The organism is Roseateles sp. GW821-FHT09G03 (assembly GCF_059416045.1).
The window spans coordinates 331,465-351,166 of record NZ_JBWKOK010000002.1 but is presented as its reverse complement, the minus strand read 5'-3'; the positions used below and the strand labels follow the sequence as shown (position 1 = coordinate 351,166).

Below are 19,702 nucleotides of genomic sequence, written 5' to 3'. Positions count from 1 at the left end.
CGAGTCTCTTTGATGGCCGCTGCCGCGGCCGCGACGGTGGCGCTCACGGGCTGCTCGACGGCCCCCGCGCCGAAGAAGTCCGAAGTGCCTGTGTCCACCGGCTTCGCCAACGCACCGCAAGGTGACGGCGCCGCGCTGGCGCAGGCGCCGGTGGGCCGCTTCTGGCAGGGCTTCAACGACAGCGGGCTGGACTCGCTGGTGAACCGCGCGCTGCAGGCCAACACGGACCTGCGCATCGCATCGGCCAACCTGCGTGAAGCACGGGCGTTGTCGCGCTTCGCCGATGCGCAGCTGTTCCCGACCGTCGATCTGACGGCCGGGGCCGGCCGCGCCCGCGCGCCCGATTACCAGGGCAACCCGCAGAGCAGCAACGCGTTCTCGGTCGGCTTCGACGTGCGGTGGGAGGCCGACCTGTTCGGTCGCCTGTCCGACGAGCGCCGGGCCACCGCGGCCGAGCTGCTGGCGGGCGAGGCGGGTCTGCGCTCGGCGCAGGTCAGCGTCGCGGCGGAAGTGGCGCGCAACTACTTCGAGCTGCGCGGTCTGCAGGAGCAACTGCGCGTCGCCCAGCAATCGCTGGAGACGCAGCAGGGCGCGTTGAAGCTGGTGTCCGGTCGCCAGGAAGCGGGCCGCGGCACGGGCTTCGACACCGAGCGCGCCCGCGCGCTGGTGCAGAGCACCGCCGCCACGATTCCCGCGCTGGAGATGGCGCTGGCGCGGACGCGTTACCGCCTGGCGGTGCTGACGGGCCAGCCGCCGACGGCGCTCGACGTGGAACTGTCCGACGTCAAGCCGCTGCCGGGCCTGAAGACCATCGCGCTGGATCGCATCGGCACGCCCGAGGATCTGCTGCGTCGTCGTCCGGACGTCCGTGCCGCCGAAGCGCAGGCCGCGGCCGCCGCGGCGCGTGTCGGCGTGGCGCGTTCGGCGATGTTCCCGCGCATCACGCTGGGCGGCACGATCGGCCAGAACGCGACGCGCATCGGCGACCTGGGCGATGGTCCGGCGTATGCCTACAACCTCGGCGCGCAGCTGGTGTGGAACCTGCTCGACTTCGGCCGCATCCGCGCCCAGATCGCGGCGGCGGATGCCCGCAACGAGGCGGCCTTCGTCAGCTACGAGCGCACCGTGCTCGCCGCGCTGGAGGAGACCGAGGGCGCGCTGGTGACCTACAACCGCAGCCAGCAGCAGGCGCAGGCGCTGTTCGATGCGGCCGTGTCGGCGGAACGTGCGGCCAACATCGCGCGTGAACGCTTCAAGGTCGGCATCAGCGACTTCCTCGCCGTGCTGGACGCCGAGCGCGAACTGCTCACCGCGCGCAACCAGCTGGCGCAATCGCAGACGGCGGCGGCGACCTCGCTGGTCGGTGTCTACAAGGCGCTGGCGGGCGGCATCGATGCGGAGGCGCCCGCGCCGACGGCGATGCGCTGAGGCGTCACCGCCACAACGACAAAAGGGGCCTCGGCCCCTTTTCTTTTGTCGTCTGCGATCCCGGTGTCAGCGCAACACAGCGCTGTCCGCGTCGCGTGCGTCGATCCCGCATCACTGGCCCTTGAACAGGCCCTGGAACTGGCGCGAGACCGGCAGCTTCTCTTCGCAGCCCTTCAGCGACAGCTGCATCGTGTTCTCGTCGACGCGCGTCGCGTTGGCGATGAAGCGGCTGTTGACCAGCACCGAGCGATGCACCTGCCAGAACACGTCCGGATCGAGGTCGCTCAGCAGCTCCTTGAGCGCGGTGCGGATCCAGGCCTCGCCGTCGCGGTGCACGACGCGCGTGTAGCGGCTGTCGCTCTGGAAGAACAGGATGTCGTCGGGGGCGATCAGCTGGATCTCGCGACCCTGGCTGGCCTGGATGGGGCGCATCGTCGGTCGCTGGGCGGGAAGAAGCTGGCGCAGCAGTTCCAGCGTGGCCGCAGGCATCGCCGGTGATGCCGGACCACCGCCCGATCCGGCGCGGTCGTTCGATCCCTCTGATCCGCTCTCCGGCCCGATGTCCTGCGCCTGGCGCTGTCTCAGCCGCTGGATGCATTGCTCCAGCCGTGCGTCCTCGACCGGCTTCAGCACGTAGTCGACCGCGCCCGCCTCGAAGGCCGACAACGCGTGGTCGCCATAGGCCGTGACGAACACGACCTGCGGCGGCTCCGCCAGCTGCGACAGGCGCTGTCCGACCTCCAGGCCGGACATGCCCGGCATGCGGATGTCCAGGAAACACAGCTGCGGCTCGTGCTCGAGGCAGTCGTCCCAGGCGTCGCAGCCGTTGACGCTGGCCGCCACGATCTCGATCTCCGGCGCCAGCCGCGCCAGCGCAGCGCGCAACTGCTCGCGCGGGCCTTCCTCATCGTCCGCGATCAGGGTGCGGATCTTCGTCGTCATGCGTGTTGTCTCCCCGATATGACCGATGCGGTGCCCGGTCGAATCCTCAATGACCGCCTCGATGTGATCTGCGGGCATCCGCGCATTCCGCAGCGGTCAGGCGGCCGGCACCTCGACCCACGCGAGGCATCCCGGCGCATCGAGCGAGCCCGGCTCTAAGCCTAACGCGGCGCGTTCGCCGAACTGCGCCTTGAGCCGCTCCCGCGTGTTGGCCAGGCCCAGGCCCTCGCAGGCGCCGGGCGGCAGGCCCTGCCCGCCATCCTGCACTTCCAGGCGCAGGTGCCCGCCCGCGGCCTTCACCCGCACGGCGATGTGCCCGCCGCGCAGGCTGGGCTCGATGCCGTGCGTGATCGCGTTCTCCGCCAGCGTCAGCAAGGTGCCGGGCGGCAGGCTGGTGCGGGCGATCGCGGTCTGTGCCGTCTCGTCCGTGTCCAGCGACCAGCTCAGACGCTGCCCCAGCCGCGCCTGCATGATGTCCAGGTAGCTGCGCACGATCTGGAGCTCCTGCTCCAGCGGCAGCCGGTCCTGCTCGAACATCGGCAGCGTCGCGCGCAGGTAACGCGTCAGCGAGCGCAGCATGGGTCCGGCGCGGTCGTCGCGGGTGTCGACCCAGTGCTGCAGCGAGGCCAGCGTGTTGAAGAGGAAATGGGGCTGGATCTGCGCCGTCGCCAGCCGCTGCGCCATCGCGATGCGCTCGTCCTGCGCGTCGAGCTCCGCCAGCCGCGCGCCCAGCTGTTGCGTCCGGTACAGCGTCAGGAACCACCACGACGACACCGTCAGCGTCATCCCGCCGGCCACGAAAGGCAGCAGGTCACGGGCTTCCTCGCGGAAGCCCGCCTTCACCATGCCCAGCGTGAACAGCACCATCAGCACGCTGAGCGCGAGCGTCGCACCGTTGAAGCGGGTGCGGGTCGGCTGGCGCCACAGCCAGCGCGCGACGGCCAGCCCCACGGACGCCATCGCCAGACCGCCGATCAGGATCACATGCGCCAGATGGCGCGGCAGCATCGTGTAGAAGACAAGCCCCAGCACCAGCACGTTGCTCATCACGTAGCTGTCGATGGCGCTGGACCAGCGCCTCAGGCCGGAGCGCTCGATCTCCGCCTCGCTGAAGGTGCGCCGCGGGCCCGGGAACAGCCACTGGGTCCAGTCGACCTGGACGGCGCCGGCGTCGGCCGAGGGGGCCGTTGCCGTGGCGGGCGGTGCCGCCGTCGATGTCGCGGTGCCGGTGGCCAGGGACGGCTTGGCGTCGGGGACCGCGTCGGCGGGAGCGCTGGGCGAAGTCATGGGGCAAGTCTAGGCGAGCGGCCTGGACGCCGTCTCCGGATGCGGCGAATGGCGGTTGGCGAGGACGATTGGCTGACGGCGGCGACCGAGCGGACGCCGTGGCGGCCGGTGCCCCGTTCCGCTCAATCGCCTCCTCACGCTCGGTATTCGCTGCACGGGGCACCGGCCGCCACGGCTAGCACAGAGGCTCGCCGCCCACGAAGACCTTCAGCGTGCCGGGCTCGATGGGGATCCAGGCCTCGCCGCGCGTGAGCGGCTCGGTGGCGACGATCGCGATGCGGTCGTCCTCCGTGGTCTTGGCGGCCAGGTCGACGCTCACATCCTCGTCCTGCAGCGTGACGTGGCCGAACGGCGGCTGGCGCAGCAGGTAATGCAGCTTTGTCGAGCCGTGCGCCCACAGCGCCTGGCCGTTGGACAGCAGCATGTTGAAGGTGCCATGGCCATTGAGCCGCGGGAGCAGCTCGCGCAGCGTGTGGTTCAGTTCCTCGATCGCCGGCATGTCGGCATGCGCCTTGGCCAGCTCCTGCATCAGCCAGCAGAAGGCCTGCTCGCTGTCGGTCTGCCCGACCGGCTTGAACGCCGCATGCAGCCGGGGCGTGAAGCCCTTCAGGTCGCCGTTGTGCGCGAACACCCAATAGCGGCCCCAGAGTTCGCGCACGAAGGGGTGGGTGTTCTCCAGCGACACGACGCCCTGCGTCGCCTTGCGGATGTGCGCGATGACGACGTCGCTGCGGATCGGGTAGGTCTTGACCAGCTCCGCCAGCGGCGAGACCCGCGCGCTGTGGTGGTCGACGAAGTGCCGCAGGCCGCGGCCCTCGAAGAAGGCGATGCCGAAGCCGTCCTTGTGCTCGTGCGCCCGCGTCGCCAGCCCGGCGAAGCTGAACATCACATCGGTCGGTCGGCGGGCGTTCATGCCCATCAGCTGGCACATCGCGGTCTCTCCAGGCTCAGGTCGCGGGAGTCATCCTAGGCGACTTGGGGCGCGTCATTCCAGGAACAGCCGCGTGAGGCCCTTCAGGCTGACCAGGTTGCCGGGGTTGCTGGTCTCGTTGAGCACGCCGCTCATCCGCTTCAGCAGGCGCGGGCTCTTCTTCGCGCGCCAGATCAGCAGGTCGGCCAGCCACGGGAAGCGGTTCACGCGGTTGCCGCGCTCATAGAGGTCGTACTTCGGCTGCAGTGCGCGCAGACCCTGCTCGTACTGCTCACGGACCTGCGTGTCGACGGCACTGGCGCCAGCGCCGTTCCCGGCCGCTCCGGCGCGGTGCGCCAGGATGGCCTCCGCGGCCAGCAGGCCGGTCTCCATCGCCTTGCCGATGCCCTCGCCGGTGAAGGAGTAGGTCGAGCCCGCCGCCTCGCCGGTGACCAGGAGGCCGGGCCGCGTCCAGCGCGCGCCGTTGAGCGTGCAGCGCAGCGGCGCGCCCTTGAGCTCGCCGATCAACTCGCCTTCGGCCATCAGGCGCTTCGCGGGCGGGTAGTGTTCGACGAAGGCGTCGAAGATGGCGCGCAGGTTCACGTCCTTCTTCTGCCCCTTGCCGGCCATGTCCTTGTGGCTGTCGGTCACGCCGACGCCGATGTTGAAGCTGCCGTCCGGTGCCGGGAAGATCCAGCCGTAGCCCGGTTGCACCGGCTTGCACCAGACCACCTCCAGCGCCTTGATTTCGCCGACCATGGCCGGCGCGCGCACGTAGCCCCGCAGCGCGACGCCGCTGGGGGTGTGGCGCTCGCACATGCCGGCGGCCGTGAGCGCCTTGGGCACCGCGCCGGTGGCCAGGATCACCCAGTCGGCGGCGATCTCGTGGGGCTGGCCGTCGATGGTGAAGCGCGCGCCGCGCACGCGGCCTTGCGCGTCTTCCAGCGCCGCCTCGAAACGGGCCGGCGCCAGGAAGCGCGCGCCGGCTTCCTGCGCGCCGAGGTTCAGGATCTCGTCGAGCTGCTTGCGCGGCAGCACGGCGAGGTGGCCCGGCACGTCGATCCGGCCGCCGCGCGGCCCGATGCAACCCACGTGCGCCGAGCGCTGCGCCTTGGCCATCACGCGATCCAGCAGGCCCAGGCGTTCCAGCGCGTGGTGCGCGTCCGGGATCAGCCCGTCGCCGCAGACCTTGTCGCGGCCCAGCGGCTGCTGGTCGGCGAACACGACGTCCACGCCCGCCTTCGCCAGCCAGCGCGCCGCGGCGCTGCCGGCGGGACCGGCGCCGATGATCAGCACGTCGCAGCGAAGCGGCGCGGCGGAAGGGATCGCGGGTTCTTTCATGTCGGTGTGGCTGGCGTCACGCCCCGGGGAGCGCAACGGAAGGGGAAATGAAAAAGGGCCCCGGATGGGGCCCTCGGTGCGTGACGGACGCGTCGATCAGAAATCGTACGTGCCGCGGATGTAGAAGGTGCGACCGGTCGCGTCCGTGAAGCGCGGATCGTAACCTGCCTGGAAGACCTGGGTCTGGAAGGTCAGCGGGGGATCGCGGTCCGTCAGGTTGCGAACGCCCAGCGTGATCGACGCCGTCTTGATCGGACGGAACGACGCGTACAGGTCCGCCGTGGCGTAGCTGTTGACGCGGTTGGTCGGATCCACGTCGATGTAGCCCGACTTGTAGTGACCGGTCAGGCCGACCGTGTACTTGTCGTAGGCCCACACCGCCGACAGCGTGTGCTGCCAACGGAACACCGGGCCGGCGCCGGAGTACACGCCGACGTTCTGGTTCCACGGGCCGTCCTGCAGGTCCTGGTACTCGTACTTCGTCACGTACGTGCTGTTCAGGCCCAGCGAGACGGTGCCGGCACCTTGGAAGCGCAGGCGGTAGTTCGCGTTCAGGTCGAAGCCGTTGGTGTTGTTGCCGCCCAGGTTGAGTTGGCGCACGTCCACGTAGCCGCAGTTCGGGCCCGGGCACTGCGAACCGTCGACCGACAGGAAGCCCGCCGCGTTGCGGTGGTAGAACTGACCGAACTTGTCCAGGTTGGCCGGGTCGAACAGCGACGCGTCGCCGATCACGCCGATCAGGTTCTTCACGCGCAGCCACCAGAAGTCGACACCGAAGCTCAGGTCGTTGAGCGGTGCGAACTGGAAGCCCAGCGACGCGCTCTTGCTCTTTTCAGGCTTGAGCTGGTCGTTGCCGCCGTTGCGGACCATGAACTGCGCGTCGCACAGGTTGATGGTCGTTCCGCCGTTGGCGCACAGCGCCGGGTCATTGACCGTGCTGGAGTTCGTGTAGGTCGGCGCGGCATGCAGTTCATACAGCGACGGAGCGCGGAAGCCGGTCGAGTACGAACCACGGACCAGCACTTCCTTCATCGGCTGGAAGCGGAAGCTGACCTTGGGGTTGGTGGTGCTGCCGAAGTCGTTGTACTTGTCGTAGCGGACGGCGGCGGTCACATCCAGGGTCTTCAGGATCGGCACGTTCAGTTCGCCGTAGACGGCGTACACGTTGCGCTTGCCCGTGCTGAAGATGTTGGGGTCGATGCCGGTGGAGGCGATCACCGTCTGCGCGTAGGCGTCCTGCGCGTCCTGGGTGAACTTCTCCTGGCGGAACTCGGCGCCCAGCGCCAGGGCGGCGGGCTTGCCGGCACCCAGCCAGTCGCCCAGTTCGCGGCTGGCGTGCGCGTCCAGGTTGGTCGTGCGGCCCTTGCCGATCATCAGGCGGCCCAGCGCGGCGGCGCTCTGCAGGTAGGCATCGCCGGCGGCGTCCTGCGCGCCGAACGGGTTGATGATGCCGGTCAGGATGCCTTCGGTGATCTTGTTGCCGTCCGAGTAGCCGCTGATCAGGTCCTCGGTCACCTTGTTCTGGTTGTAGCTCAGGCCGGCGGCGTAGTCCCAGCCTGCCAGCGTGCCGTCCAGCGACAGCACCAGGCGCTGCTGCGTGTTGGTGTTCTTGTCGCCGCGCGGGCCGTTCGGGGAGTCACGCCACTTCAGCGTGATGTAGCCCGGCTGGATCGCCGCGCCGCCGTCGGTCATCGTCTGGCCGGCAAAGCCGTCGCCGTCGTAACCCGGCAGCAGCGCCGGGTTGTTCGGGTAGTACGGGTTGGGGGTGCCGTCCGGACGCAGGCGGTTCTGCACCAGGAAGCCGTACGGCACCGGGGCGATGCGCGTCTTCACCTCGGAGCGGGTGATGAAGTACTCCGCGCCGAAGGTGTGGTCGTTGTTCAGCTTGACCGTGCCCTTCAGCATGGCCGAGGTGCGCTGGCTCTCCGGCAGGTAGTCCACGTAGCGCGAGGTCGACATCGTGCAGGACGTCTGGTCGGCGTTCGGGACCAGGAAGTCGCCGCCGGCGCAGGTCGGCGCGGCCGGGTTCCAGACGGTCGAGCCGTCCTGATAGTAGTTGGCCGGCAGGGTGGAGCCCGACTTGCCGCCGACGAAGCGGGTGTTGAACGGACGGTCCGTGCCGCCGATCGGATCCTGCTTCTGCAGGTCGACGAAGCCGAACAGGTTGAAGCCCTGCTTCTCCAGGTCGCCGTAGCCGAAGCCGGCGTTGGCGTTGCGGGTCTTGCCGCCGGCATGCTGCGGCGAGTCGAAGCCCAGCGTCACCGTGCCGCCCGTGTAGTCGGAGCGGGTGATGAAGTTGATGACGCCACCGATTGCGTCCGTGCCGTACAGCGACGAGGCGCCGTCACGCAGCACTTCGATGCGCTCGATCGCCGCCAGCGGGATCATGTTCAGGTCGGGCGCGGAACCGTCGAACGCGTTGTTGGCGATGCGGCGGCCGTTCAGCAGGACCAGGGTCTTGTTGGCGCCGATGCCGCGCAGGTCGGCGAAGGAGGCGCCACCCGTCGACGAGCCGACGGCCTGGCTGGTGCCCAGGCTGCTCTGGCTGGCGGTCAGGGTGCTGAGGATCTGTTCGACGGTCGTCAGGCCTTGCTGGCGGATGTCGCTCATCTTGAAGGTCGTCACCGGGACGGACGACTCGGCGTCGAGCCGCTTGATCGCGGTCCCCGTGACGACGACCCGTTCGAGCTGGCTCTGTTCCTGTTGTTCCTGGGCGAGCGTCGGGAAGGACGCGGCCGCGAAGGTGGCGGCGACTGCCAGGCTCACCGCGTTCAGCTTGTACATATGCACCTCTAGGGGGAGAGCCCGCCCTCCTCGTGGGTGCGGCGAGCCGGAATTGAAACGACCCCGCATCGCGAGGCCTGACAAAAGTGTGCTGACGAATCGCCAGAGGTCATAGGTGCCTGTTCGTAAAGCGCGCGAATTTGGGACCGCGCGCGCCGAAACGGGCTGTTTTCGCGGGTTTCTCCTTACCGTTTCGTGACGGTTCGGTCGTGCCTGCGCCACAGTTTCGGAATTTACGAATGCTTAACTCATATGGAAATGTCGGATTTCAAACGCCGGGGTTTCGAGCGGATTTCGCACGAATCGTTGGATATATGTATGCATGACGTTAAGACAGCGATAAGAAGCGTAGGTGCGCAGCAACGTTGAATTTATCGATTCGATTTGATGAATATGGAAAATGGTCGTCAATCCAATGGCTTATCGATATTGGACAGAGTATGGAAACAATACTTAACCTGAGAGGATCGGCCTCGGACCCTTGTGATGGCGATCGTCCCGTGGCAGCCGAAAAAAAAGGACTCCCGGAGGAGTCCTTGTCGTGATGCGGTGCCGACGCCCCGCCGTGGTGCGGCGGGAGGTGGCGGTCGCGATCAGAAGTCGTAGCTGGCGCGCACCTGGAAGGTCCGGCCCATCGGGCTGTAGTAGCGGTAGTCGAAGCCCAGCATGTGGCCGCCATTGGCGCGCAGCGACAGCGGGGGTTCCTTGTCGAACACGTTCTTGATGCCCAGGGCGACCGTCAGCTGCTTGTTCCAGGTGTAGGCGGTCTGCCAGTCCAGCGTGGTGTACGCCTTCACCTTCAGGCGCACCACTTCCGTCAGCGTGCCGTCGTCGCTGGTCAGCTCCGTCGGGAAGTCCTTGTAGCCCGACTGGTAGTTGATGTTGGCCGTGTGCGCCCAGTTGCCGTGCTGCAGCGTGTTGGTCCACTGGCCCTTCCAGCGGAAGGTCACCTCGCCGATGGACGGATGGTTGTCCGCGATCGTCGAGAAGTACTCCTGGCCCGGCTGCAGCTGGTTCTTGGACGTCAGCATGTAGGTCGCGCGGACGTTCGAGGTCAGCCGGCCGAGCGGGGTGTTCGCGCGGCCGGTGACGTCGAAGTCGATGCCGCTGTTGAACGACTTGCCCAGGTTGGTCGTGCTGGCGTTGTAGGCCAGGTACTTCTGGTTGGTGTTCGGGTCGGTGTACACCAGCCAGCGGTCGGCGTACTTGGCGGGGTTGCCGAAGGCCTCGTTCTCGTCGACCGAGCCGAAGGTCTTGTCGATGGCCACCCACCAGTAGTCGGCACCGAACGAGAAGCTGCTGGCCGGCTCGACGCGGAAGCCGATCGTGGCCTGCTTGGACTCTTCCGGCTTGACCTCGCCATTGCCGCCGGTGAAGACGTTGTACTGCTTGCTGCCCGGCTGGCACAGGGCGCCCAGGCTGGTCGCCATGGCGCGCATCGCGTCGGAGCAGGCGTACTGGTCGGCGGTCACGCCGAACTCCTGCAGCGGGCGATACAGCTGGCGCAGCGTCGGCGCGCGGAAGCCGGTGCCGACCGAGCCGCGGATCAGCAGTTCAGGCATCGGCGTGTACTTGAACGACAGCTTGCCGTTGGTTGCGCTGGCAACGTTGTGATAGTCGTCGTAGCGGACGCCGCCGGTCACTTCCAGGTTCTTCAGGACCGGAACCACCAGTTCCGCGAAGGCGCCGGCGGTGTAGCGGTGGGCCTTGTACGGGACCGCGACGGTGCTGTCGCCGAAGCGCTGGTCGTCGCCGTTGGGACCGCCGTGGCCGAGCGCGACGGCGCCCGGATCGTCCTTGACTTCTTCCTTCTGCACGCTGGCGCCGACGGCCAGGTAGGCGGCGCCGCCCGCAGCCTTGAAGACTTCACGCGAGGCACGGAAGTCGGCGTTGATCATCGTGCTGGTCTCGGTGCTGTAGATGCCCGAGATCATGATGTCCTTGGCCGCGGCCTTGGCGGCGTCCGACTGGTTGCCCGGCAGCACGAACGGGTTCCACAGGCCGCTGCGCAGCAGCGAGCCGAAGGCCTTGGCCAGCGGATAGCCGGAGTTGCTTTCCTCGACCTTGGCGCGCTGGTAGCCGGTGGTGGCGGTGTAGTCCCAGCCGGCCAGCTGACCTTCCAGGGACAGCCACAGGCCCTTGGTGTCGCGCTCGAAGATGCTCGTGCGGTTGCCCAGGTCGAAGGCGCGATACGCCACCGACGCCGCGTCGGTCGCGCTCACGTCGAAGCCCTGGTCGGCCAGCGACTGCAGGTAGGCCGGGGTGTAGCCGACGGCAGCCAGGTAGCTGGCGAACGGGCCGTTGACGTCCACGGCGATGGAGCCCGGCACGGCGGCGATCTTGCCGCTGGTCTTGGTCTTGCCCAGCAGCAGGTCGGCGCGCAGCACGTGCTCGCCCAGCTTCACGCTGCCCGAGCCGAACAGGTTGGTGCGCTTGCGGTCCGGGAAGGCCTGGACGGTGCCGGCATAGTCGAATGCGCAGGCCTTGCCGTCCTGGACGTGCTGCGGCGCGCATTCGCCGTTCTGCGCCAGATAGGCGTTGCGCAGTTCGTAATCCAGGACGTCGTTGCCCTGGCCGTCCTTGGTGATGATCGGCACGGCGATGTTGCCGGGGATGGACGATCCCGAACCGTTGAAGAACGTGAACGCCTTGCCCTTGTAGTTGAAGGGGATGACGCCCGACTTGGTGAAGTCGCGCTGGCTGGCGCTCAGCTGGTCGCGCTTGTCCATGGACAGCGCGGCCATGACGTTGAAGCCGTCGCGCTCCAGGTCGCCGAAGCCGCCGGAGATCGAGGCGCTGCGTTCCTTGCCGCCCGATTCCTGGGGCTGCGACCAGAAGGCGCTCAGGTTGATCTTGGTCGAGTTGGTGCGGGTGATGAAGTTCACCACGCCGGCCACCGCGTCCGAGCCGTACAGCGCCGAGGCGCCGTCGGTCAGGACTTCCACGCGGTCGATGATCGCCAGCGGGATCATGTTCAGGTCCACCGCGCCGCCGGCTTCGCCGATCAGGCGGCGGCCGTTCAGCAGCACCAGGGTGCGGTCGCCGGTCAGGTTGTGGATGGACACGGTGGTCTGGCCGCCGCCGCCGCCGCCGACGGTGTCACCCTCGACGGTGCCGCCCTGCACGGCCGACAGGTTCTGCATCAGCTCGGTGACCGAGGTCACGCCGCTGCGCTCGATCTCGGCGCGGGTGACGGTCTGCACCGGCAGCGAGCCTTCGGCGGCGATCCGCTTGATGGCCGAGCCGGTCACGACGACGCGTTCCAGCTGGGTCTGTTCCTGGGCTTGGGCAAGCGCGGCCGACGACGCGATTGCAATGGTGGCGGCGACTGCCAGGCTCACCGCGTTCAGTTTGGTCTTCAAAGAAACACTCCTAAAGGTGTCGTGCGGCGGCGCTTGTGGCGACGCGCGAAACATATCCAGACGACCTTCGTTCTCAGCAAAACGTGAAGGTCGCGTGAAAGAAGTGTCAATGACCAGAATTCGACAGCCGGCGGGGGTTCCTACCAATTGAGGCGGTCCGGATCAACGGGAAATGGGGTGTTCCCAGAACGGCCGATACCCCTGGATGACCGGCGTCACGGGTGACTTCCGGCCAATGCAGGGGTATCCGCAGGCAAGCCTCTCCCGAGGATTGCCCGAATCGTCATGCGCCCAACCCGTTGTCGAGCAGCAACAAACCGTATCCCGACCGCCACAGGCGGCCGGGAGGGTTTGTCAGCGTTCCATCAGAAACCGTACGCGGCGCGCAGGAAGAAGGCGCGGCCGGTCGGATCCGAATAACGGGGGTCATAACCGCGCTGCGAGCGGGTCGACTGGTTCGAGAACGACGGGTCGGTGTCGAACAGGTTCTTCACGCCCAGCGTCAGCGACGTGGACTTGTTGAACTTGTAGGTGCCCGACAGGTCCACCAGCGTGTACGTCGCGACGTTGCCGTAGAACGAGGCGCCGCCGACCACGGTGGTGGGATCGTTCTGGTCGCGGTAGCCGCTCTGATGACGGATCGACAGACGCGAGCTCCAGTTGTTCAGCGCCCAGGCGGCCGAGAACGTGTGCTTCCAGCGCAGGACCGGATTGGCATCCTTGTAGACGCCGACGTTCTCGATGAAGTCGCCCGACGGGTTCGTCTGGTACTTGTAGCTGTGGACGTAGGTGCTCTCGTACGACAGCGCCAGGTTGCCCCAGCCGGCCAGCGCGGTCGAGTAGGCAGCGGCGAAGTCGATGCCGTCCGTCTTGACCCGGCCGATGTTGTCGTTGGTCTGGATGACGTAGCCGATGGCGTTGCTGTTCAGGTCCAGGCCGCCGCAACGCTGCAGGTTGGCTTGCACGGAGGCCGGCAAGGTGTTGCAGCGCACGATGTTGGCGGCGTAGCGGGTCGGGTCGGCGAAGATCACGTCGATCGGCAGGACGTTGATCTGGTCCTTCAGGCGGATGTTCCAGTAGTCCACCGAGACGGTCAGCGCCTTGACCGGCTCGACCACGAAGCCCACGGTGAAGGTCTTGGACTTCTCCGGCTTCAGCTGCGGGTTGCCGCCGTTCTGCACCTGCGGTTGCGACTGGCAGTCACGGCTCTTCACGCCGCCGTTGACCGGGTTGCCTTGCCCGTCGCACAGCAGCGGGTCGTTCTTCGCGCCGGACGAGAAGGTGACGGTCTGCGGGGCGTACAGGTCGTCCAGGCCAGGGGCGCGGAAGCCGGTGTTGTAGGAGCCGCGCAGGGCCAGTTCCTTGATCGGCTGGAAGCGGATGCCGATCTTCGGGTTGGTCGTCGCGCCGGCGTCGGAGTAGTCGTCGCGGCGCAGGGCCAGCTGGACTTCCACCGACTTCAGCACCGGCAGCAGCAGTTCGGCGCCGATGGCCTTCACGTTGCGGTCGCCGCCCACGTGGTTCGGCGAACGGCCGGCCGACGGGATGGCCAGCACGACGTCGTCGTTGGTGTCGCTCTTGTACTCTTCCTTGCGGTACTCGGCGGCCAGCGCCACGGCGGCGCGGCCACCCGGCAGGTCGAAGAGTTCCCGCGACGCGCGGAAGTCGACGCTCTTCGTCTCGCCGGTGGCGTTGGCGAACACACCGCGGCGCTTGGCCTGTTCGATGATGGCCAGCTGGGCCGGCGTCGCGTTGGCGAAGGGGTTCAGGTTGCCGGCGGCGACCTGGGCGCGGACGAACGGCGCGTTGACGTAGCCGTCGACGGCGGCGTCATTGGCGGTGCTCTTCGAGTAGAGCGCGCCAGCGCGGTAATCCCAGTCGGCGATCACGCCGGACAGGTCGGCCACGGCGCGTTCGGCGGTCGAGTGCGAACCGTTGGTCCGCGGGCCCGCCGGCACCATGCGCCAGCCCACGCTGATCGGCTTGGTCGGATCGATGCCGGGATAGGTGCTCGGGAAGAACGGGTTGTTCGGCTGGATCGTGATCGCGGACACAGGGTCCGGCGCCACGCGGGCCGTGTTGTCGTTCTTGGTCGAGATCACGTCCAGCGACAGCACGTGGTTGTCGCCGACCTTCACGGTGCCGCGGCCGGACAGGGTCGTCTGGTCGACGTCGGGAGCGATGTCGATGGTCGAGCTGAAGTCGAAGATGCAGACCTTGTTGTTGGTCGGGTTCACGACCGACAGCGGCGCCTGGCAGCCGGGGGCCGTCGGGTTGCCCGACAGGTTGCCCTGCGTGAAGTTGCCCGGGAAGGTGGTCGGCGAGCTGCCGGCCACGCCGCGCGAAGCGATGATGCCGGTCTTGGCGAAGTCGCGGTCCAGCGCGCGGATGCGGTCGCTGCGACGCTTGTCGAGCGAGCCCCAGAAGTTGACGCGATCCTTCTCGAGGTCGCCGAAGCCGAAGGTGATGGACGCGCCTTCCTTCTTGCCGCCCTTTTCCTGCGGGTTGGACAGCTCCACGACCGCCTGGCCGCCGCGGAAGTTGGACTTGGTGATGAAGTTGATCACGCCGCCGATCGCGTCCGTGCCGTACACGGCGGACGCGCCGTCACGCAGCACTTCCACGCGGTCGATGACGGCGAAGGGGATGGAGTTCAGGTCGACCGCGTTGGCGCCGAAGGCGAACGCCGTCATGCGGCGGCCGTTCAGCAGGACCAGGGTCTTGTTGGTGCCCAGGCCGCGCAGGTTCGCGTAGGTCGCGCCGCCGGTGCTCGAGCCGATCGAGTTGGCGCCGGTGTTGCTGGACTGGCTGGACGACAGCAGTTCGATGATCGCCTCGACGCTCGACACGCCGGAGGCGCGCAGTTCCTCGGCCTTCATCACCGTGATCGGCAGGGCGCCTTCATCGGAGATCGAGCGCTTGATGGCGGAGCCGGTGATTTCGATGCGTTCGAGCTGCGTGGCCTCTTGGGCTTGTGCGGCGCCGATCGAAGCCGCGAGGATCGCGGTGGCGATGCTGATGCGGCGGAGTTGATGCGAAGGGGTCATGCCTGCTTCCATGAAATGACAAAAATGATTGCGGCGCCGACGAATTGTTGTCACCCGACACTGCACGTAAGTGAAGAAACTTTAAGGAACAGGAATTGCCAAGGACCCTGGGGCCCGCCCCTAAGGGTTTCCCATGCTTGAACGTTCGCGGTTCGCATAGCTCTGCATGCCGAATGGCACCCGGGTGCCTAAAGTCATTCCAGTCCGCATCATTGAAATGCTGGAATTGATATCGGCGCCCACAAAAAAGCGGCCCGGAGGCCGCTGTCATCGTCTTGGACGTACGCCGCACGATGGCGGCGATTCGCTGCAGATGGTTGCCGTTGTTCAGGCGTTCAATGCTGCGCGCCGGTTCCCGCCGCCTTGCGCTTCTGCCGCCAGGCGTGCAGCAGAGGCTCGGTATAACCGCTCGGCTGTTCACGGCCTCTGAACACCAGATCGAGCGCAGCCTGGAACGCCATGCTGTTCGGATGGCCGGCCATGGCTTCGTACAACGGGTCGCCAGCGTTCTGACCATCGACAACGGCGGCCATCCGTTCGAATGTCGCCCGAACCTGTTGTTCGGTCACGACGCCGTGGTACAGCCAGTTCGCCACGTGCTGGCTCGAGATGCGCAAGGTCGCCCGGTCTTCCATCAGGCCGACCTGGTTGATGTCCGGCACCTTCGAGCAACCGACGCCCTGATCGATCCAGCGCACCACGTAACCGAGGATGCCCTGGATGTTGTTGTCCAGCTCCTGCTGTTTCTCGGTGTCGCTCCACGACGGGTCAGCCGCCACCGGGATCGTGAGCAGGCGCTGCAGCAGCTCCGCGCGGTCGACGCCGGGCGCCTCGGCCTCGATCTGCTGCTGGACCTGCGCCACGCTGACCTGGTGGTAATGCAGCGCGTGTAGCGTGGCGGCGGTCGGGCTCGGGACCCAGGCCGTGTTGGCGCCGGCCTTGGGATGGGCGATCTTCTGTTCGAGCATCGCGGCCATCAGGTCGGGCATCGCCCACATGCCCTTGCCGATCTGGGCGCGGCCCCGCAGGCCGGCGCTCAAGCCCGTCAGCACGTTGTTGCGCTCGTAGGCCTGGATCCAGGCGCTGGCCTTCATGTCGCCCTTGCGCAGCATCGGGCCGGCCAGCATGGCGGTGTGCATCTCATCGCCGGTGCGGTCCAGGAAGCCGGTGTTGATGAAGGCGACGCGGCTCGGCGCCGCGGCGATGCAGGCCGCGAGGTTGACGCTGGTGCGGCGCTCCTCGTCCATGATGCCCAGCTTGACCGTCGAGGCCGGCAGGCCGAGCAACTGCTCGACGCGGCCGAACAGCTCGTTGGCGAAGCCGACCTCGGCCGGGCCGTGCATCTTCGGCTTGACGATGTAGATCGAGCCGCGGCGCGAGTTGCGCAGCCCCGAGCCCGACAGCTGCTTCAGGTCGTGGACCGAGATCAGCGTCGTGATCACGGCGTCCAGGATCCCTTCGGGGATCTCTCGGCCGCCGTCGAGCAGGACGGCCGGGTTGGTCATCAGGTGGCCGACGTTGCGGACGAACAGCAGCGAGCGGCCCGGCAGCACGACGTCGTCGCCGCCCCCGGCGGCCTTGTAGACGCGGTCCGGATTCAGGCGGCGGACGAAGGTCCGGCCGCCCTTGCTGACCTCCTCAGTCAGCGAGCCTCGCAGGATGCCCAGCCAGTTGCGGTAGGCCAGCAGCTTGTCCTCGGCGTCCACGGCGGCGATCGAGTCCTCGAGGTCGAGGATGGTCGAGAGCGCCGATTCCATCAGCACGTCCGAGACGCCCGCGGCGTCGGCCTGGCCGATCGTCGAACTGCGATCGAACTGGAGCTCGAGGTGGATGCCGTGGTGACGCAGCAGGATGGCCGTCGGCGCGTCGGCATCGCCCAGATAGCCGATGAACTGGGCCGGATCGGTCAGCGCGACGGTGCGGCCATCCTTCAGCGCCACCGTCAGCGCGGTGCCGCCCACCGTGTAGCCGGCGGCATCGGCGTGCGAGGCGCCCGCCAGCGGCGCGGCCTGGTCCAGCACCTGGCGCGCGAAGGCGATGACCTTCGCGCCACGGGCCGGGTTGTAGCCGCCGGCGCGCTCGGCGCCGTCGGTCTCGGGAATGACGTCGGTGCCGTAGAGCGCGTCATAGAGCGAGCCCCAGCGCGCATTCGCCGCGTTCAGCGCATAACGGGCGTTCAGGATCGGCACCACCAGCTGCGGGCCGGCCTGGATCGCGAGTTCGGCATCCACGTTGGCGGTCGTCGCCTTCGGATCCGCCGGCAGCGGCACCAGATAACCGATCTGCTTCAGGAAGGCCCGGTACGCCGCCATGTCGGCGATCGGGCCGGGATGGGCGCGATGCCAGCCGTCGATCTCGGTCTGCAGCCGGTCGCGCTCGGCGAGCAGCGAGGCGTTCTTGGGTGCCAGGTCATGCGCCAGCGCATCGAAGCCGTGCCAGAAGGCGGCCGGCTCGACGCCGGTGCCCGGCAGCGCCTCGGTCTCGATGAAACGGGCCAGGGCGGCATCGACCTGGAGACGGTGGTGTTGGCTGCGTGCGGTCATGACGGCTCCGAAAGGACGGTTCAACGGTTCAGCGATTCGTTGACTGTAGGGCGTGCGAGGGCGCTGATTCATGTCGGCCCCGGTCGAGGATCCCTGACTTTTTTGCACAAATAACAACGCATAGGGTCGCCATTCATTGCTTCTGGCGGTGCAACGATCCAACAATCGTTGCTCATGGACCGCCTCAAACAGATCGAGTCCTTCGCGCTGGTCGCGACGAAGGGCAGCCTGACCGCCGCGGCACAGGCCGAGGGCGTGGCCCCGGCGGTGATGGGTCGCCGCCTCGACGCGCTGGAGGCGCGGCTCGGCGTGAAGCTGCTGCTGCGCACGACCCGCAAGCTGACGCTGACGCACGAGGGCATCGCCTTCCTCGAGGACTGCCAGCGCCTGCTCGCCGAGTTCGCCAGCGCCGAGGCCAGCGTCAGCGCCGGCGGCGTGAAGGCCAGCGGCCATCTGCGGATCACCGCGCCGGCGGGCTTCGGCCGACGCCATGTCGCACCGCTGGTGCCGGACTTCCTGGCGCGGCATCCGGAGGTCAGCGTGTCGCTGAACCTCAGCGATCGCGTCGTCGACATCGTCAACGAAGGCTTCGATTGCGCGGTGCGCGTCGGCGACCTCAGCGACTCCAGCCTGATCAGCATGCGGCTGGCCGATAACCGGCGGCTGTGCGTGGCGGCGCCGTCCTACCTGAAGCGCGCCGGCACGCCGAAGCATCCGTCCGAGCTGATGCGGCACGAATGCCTGACGCTGAGTTCCGACGCGAGCCAGACGCGCGGCTGGGCATTCCGCATCGACGGGCAGGTGCAGCACCTGCGGCCCAGTGGGCGACTGGACTGCAGCGATGGTCAGGTCCTCCACGACTGGTGCCGGCAGGGGCTCGGACTGGCCTGGCGCAGCACCTGGGAAGTGGCCGCGGCGCTGCACGCCGGCGAGCTGGTCAGCGTGCTCGACGACTTCGCCGCGCCGCCCAACGGCATCTTCGCCGTGCTGCCCCAGCGCAAGCACCTGCCGTTGCGGGTGAGGCTCTGGATAGACTTCCTCAAGGAGCATCACGGCAGCCCCGACTACTGGGGAAGCTGGGCGCGTGCCTCCACCGCGGAGACCCCATGACCCTCGAAGCCCTGCTCGCCGGCCTGCACATCGTGGCCATCCTCAGCCTGGTCGTTTTCCTGTCGAGTCAGGCGGCGCTGTGCCGCAGCGAATGGATGAATCCGGCCGTCGTGCGCCGCCTCTCGCGGCTGGACATGATCTACGGCATGACCGCGGTGGCCGTGCTGCTCACCGGCCTGGCCCGCACCTGGTGGGGCATGAAGGGCCTGGGCTGGTACTGGCACCAACCGCTGCTGCACTTCAAGTTCGGGATGTTCATCGTGATCGGGCTGATCTCGATCAAGCCGACGCTGACCTATCGTCGCTGGCTGAAGACGCTCGACGGCGGCGGCGGTCTGCCCAGCGAGACCGAGGTGCGCGCCACGCGCCGCCTCGTCATGATGCAGGCGCACCTGCTGATCCTGATCCCGATCGCGGCAGTGATGCTCGCGCGGGGCGTGTTGACCAAGTAACTCGCGGTCGGCGAGGTGACGCGGCGTCGCATTGGGATGCCCCGCTAGGCGCAGACCGGAGCCATAGCGGCGCTATGGCGAGGATCTGCAACGACGCGGGGCGCCCAATGCGGCGTTGCGTCACTTCGCCGACAGGCACTCTTTCATGAAGGCCTTGCGCGCATCGCCGGTCTTGCCCTTGGCATCGGCGTTGCAGGTCGTCATCTTGGCCTGCTGCGCGGTCTTCGCGGGCGCCGAAGCGGTCTCGCCCTTGAGGCAGCTGCTCATGAAGGCCTTGCGCTCATCGCCGGACTTGTCCTTGGCGTCCGCATTGCAGCTCTTCATCAGCTGCTGCTGCTTCAGCTGCTTCTCGGACGGCTCCTTCTTGGCGTCGTCGGCGGCATGCGCGCCCAGCGCGGCCAGCGCGAGCAGGGCACCGGCGAACAGCGAGGTCGGGGTCAGGTGTTTCATCACTCTCTCCTACGGGGCTACAGGGGGTTTGGGGAAGGACCTGTCG

12 protein-coding genes are annotated in these 19,702 nt (G+C 67.7%); 3 read left to right on the top strand and 9 right to left on the bottom strand.

Translation table 11 applies throughout. The features are described 5' to 3' along the window. The first annotated feature begins 12 nt into the window (after positions 1 to 12). Positions 13 to 1,428, top strand: a complete 1,416-nt coding sequence (locus AC07OZ_RS08755) for an efflux transporter outer membrane subunit (RefSeq protein WP_495466767.1) — start codon at positions 13 to 15, stop codon at positions 1,426 to 1,428. Between the two features lie 111 nt (positions 1,429 to 1,539). Here AC07OZ_RS08755 and AC07OZ_RS08750 read toward each other — a convergent pair whose 3' ends face one another. From AC07OZ_RS08750 to AC07OZ_RS08715, 8 genes are all read right to left on the bottom strand, one after another. Then, positions 1,540 to 2,370: a LytR/AlgR family response regulator transcription factor gene (locus tag AC07OZ_RS08750; RefSeq protein WP_495466766.1), complete on the bottom strand. Its 831-nt coding sequence runs from the start codon at positions 2,368 to 2,370 to the stop codon at positions 1,540 to 1,542. Positions 2,371 to 2,466: 96 nt separating this feature from the next. Further along, entirely contained in the window at positions 2,467 to 3,657 is a 1,191-nt protein-coding gene (locus AC07OZ_RS08745) for a sensor histidine kinase (protein WP_495466765.1), read from the bottom strand. A 175-nt stretch (positions 3,658 to 3,832) separates the two neighbouring features. Further along, the gene (locus AC07OZ_RS08740; protein ID WP_495466764.1) at positions 3,833 to 4,588 is read right to left on the bottom strand and encodes a class II glutamine amidotransferase; all 756 of its coding nucleotides are present in this window, start codon (positions 4,586 to 4,588) and stop codon (positions 3,833 to 3,835) included. Positions 4,589 to 4,642: 54 nt separating this feature from the next. Next, entirely contained in the window at positions 4,643 to 5,908 is a 1,266-nt protein-coding gene (locus AC07OZ_RS08735; protein WP_495466763.1) for a geranylgeranyl reductase family protein, read from the bottom strand. Positions 5,909 to 6,004: 96 nt separating this feature from the next. Beyond that, positions 6,005 to 8,692, bottom strand: a complete 2,688-nt coding sequence (locus AC07OZ_RS08730; RefSeq protein ID WP_495466762.1) for a TonB-dependent receptor — start codon at positions 8,690 to 8,692, stop codon at positions 6,005 to 6,007. 593 nt (positions 8,693 to 9,285) lie between these two features. Beyond that, complete coding sequence (locus AC07OZ_RS08725) at positions 9,286 to 12,054, bottom strand: TonB-dependent receptor domain-containing protein (protein ID WP_495466761.1); 2,769 nt, start codon at positions 12,052 to 12,054, stop codon at positions 9,286 to 9,288. 365 nt (positions 12,055 to 12,419) lie between these two features. Beyond that, positions 12,420 to 15,101, bottom strand: a complete 2,682-nt coding sequence (locus AC07OZ_RS08720) for a TonB-dependent receptor (protein ID WP_495466760.1) — start codon at positions 15,099 to 15,101, stop codon at positions 12,420 to 12,422. Between the two features lie 335 nt (positions 15,102 to 15,436). After that, complete coding sequence (locus AC07OZ_RS08715; protein ID WP_495466759.1) at positions 15,437 to 17,644, bottom strand: malate synthase G; 2,208 nt, start codon at positions 17,642 to 17,644, stop codon at positions 15,437 to 15,439. Positions 17,645 to 17,818: 174 nt separating this feature from the next. On the opposite strand from AC07OZ_RS08715, the gene AC07OZ_RS08710 reads away from it, so the two are divergent. Next, positions 17,819 to 18,754, top strand: a complete 936-nt coding sequence (locus AC07OZ_RS08710) for a LysR family transcriptional regulator (RefSeq protein ID WP_495466758.1) — start codon at positions 17,819 to 17,821, stop codon at positions 18,752 to 18,754. Continuing rightward, positions 18,751 to 19,206 carry a DUF2214 family protein gene (locus AC07OZ_RS08705; protein WP_495466757.1) on the top strand — a complete coding sequence of 152 codons (456 nt, stop codon included), beginning with the start codon at positions 18,751 to 18,753 and terminating at the stop codon, positions 19,204 to 19,206. The genes AC07OZ_RS08710 and AC07OZ_RS08705 overlap by 4 nt, the downstream gene beginning before the upstream one ends. A gap of 120 nt (positions 19,207 to 19,326) precedes the next feature. Here the strand turns inward: AC07OZ_RS08705 and AC07OZ_RS08700 are convergent, their stop codons facing one another. Continuing rightward, positions 19,327 to 19,656, bottom strand: coding sequence for a PsiF family protein (locus tag AC07OZ_RS08700; RefSeq protein WP_495466756.1), 330 nt, complete (start codon positions 19,654 to 19,656; stop codon positions 19,327 to 19,329). Between the last annotated feature and the right edge of the window lie 46 nt (positions 19,657 to 19,702).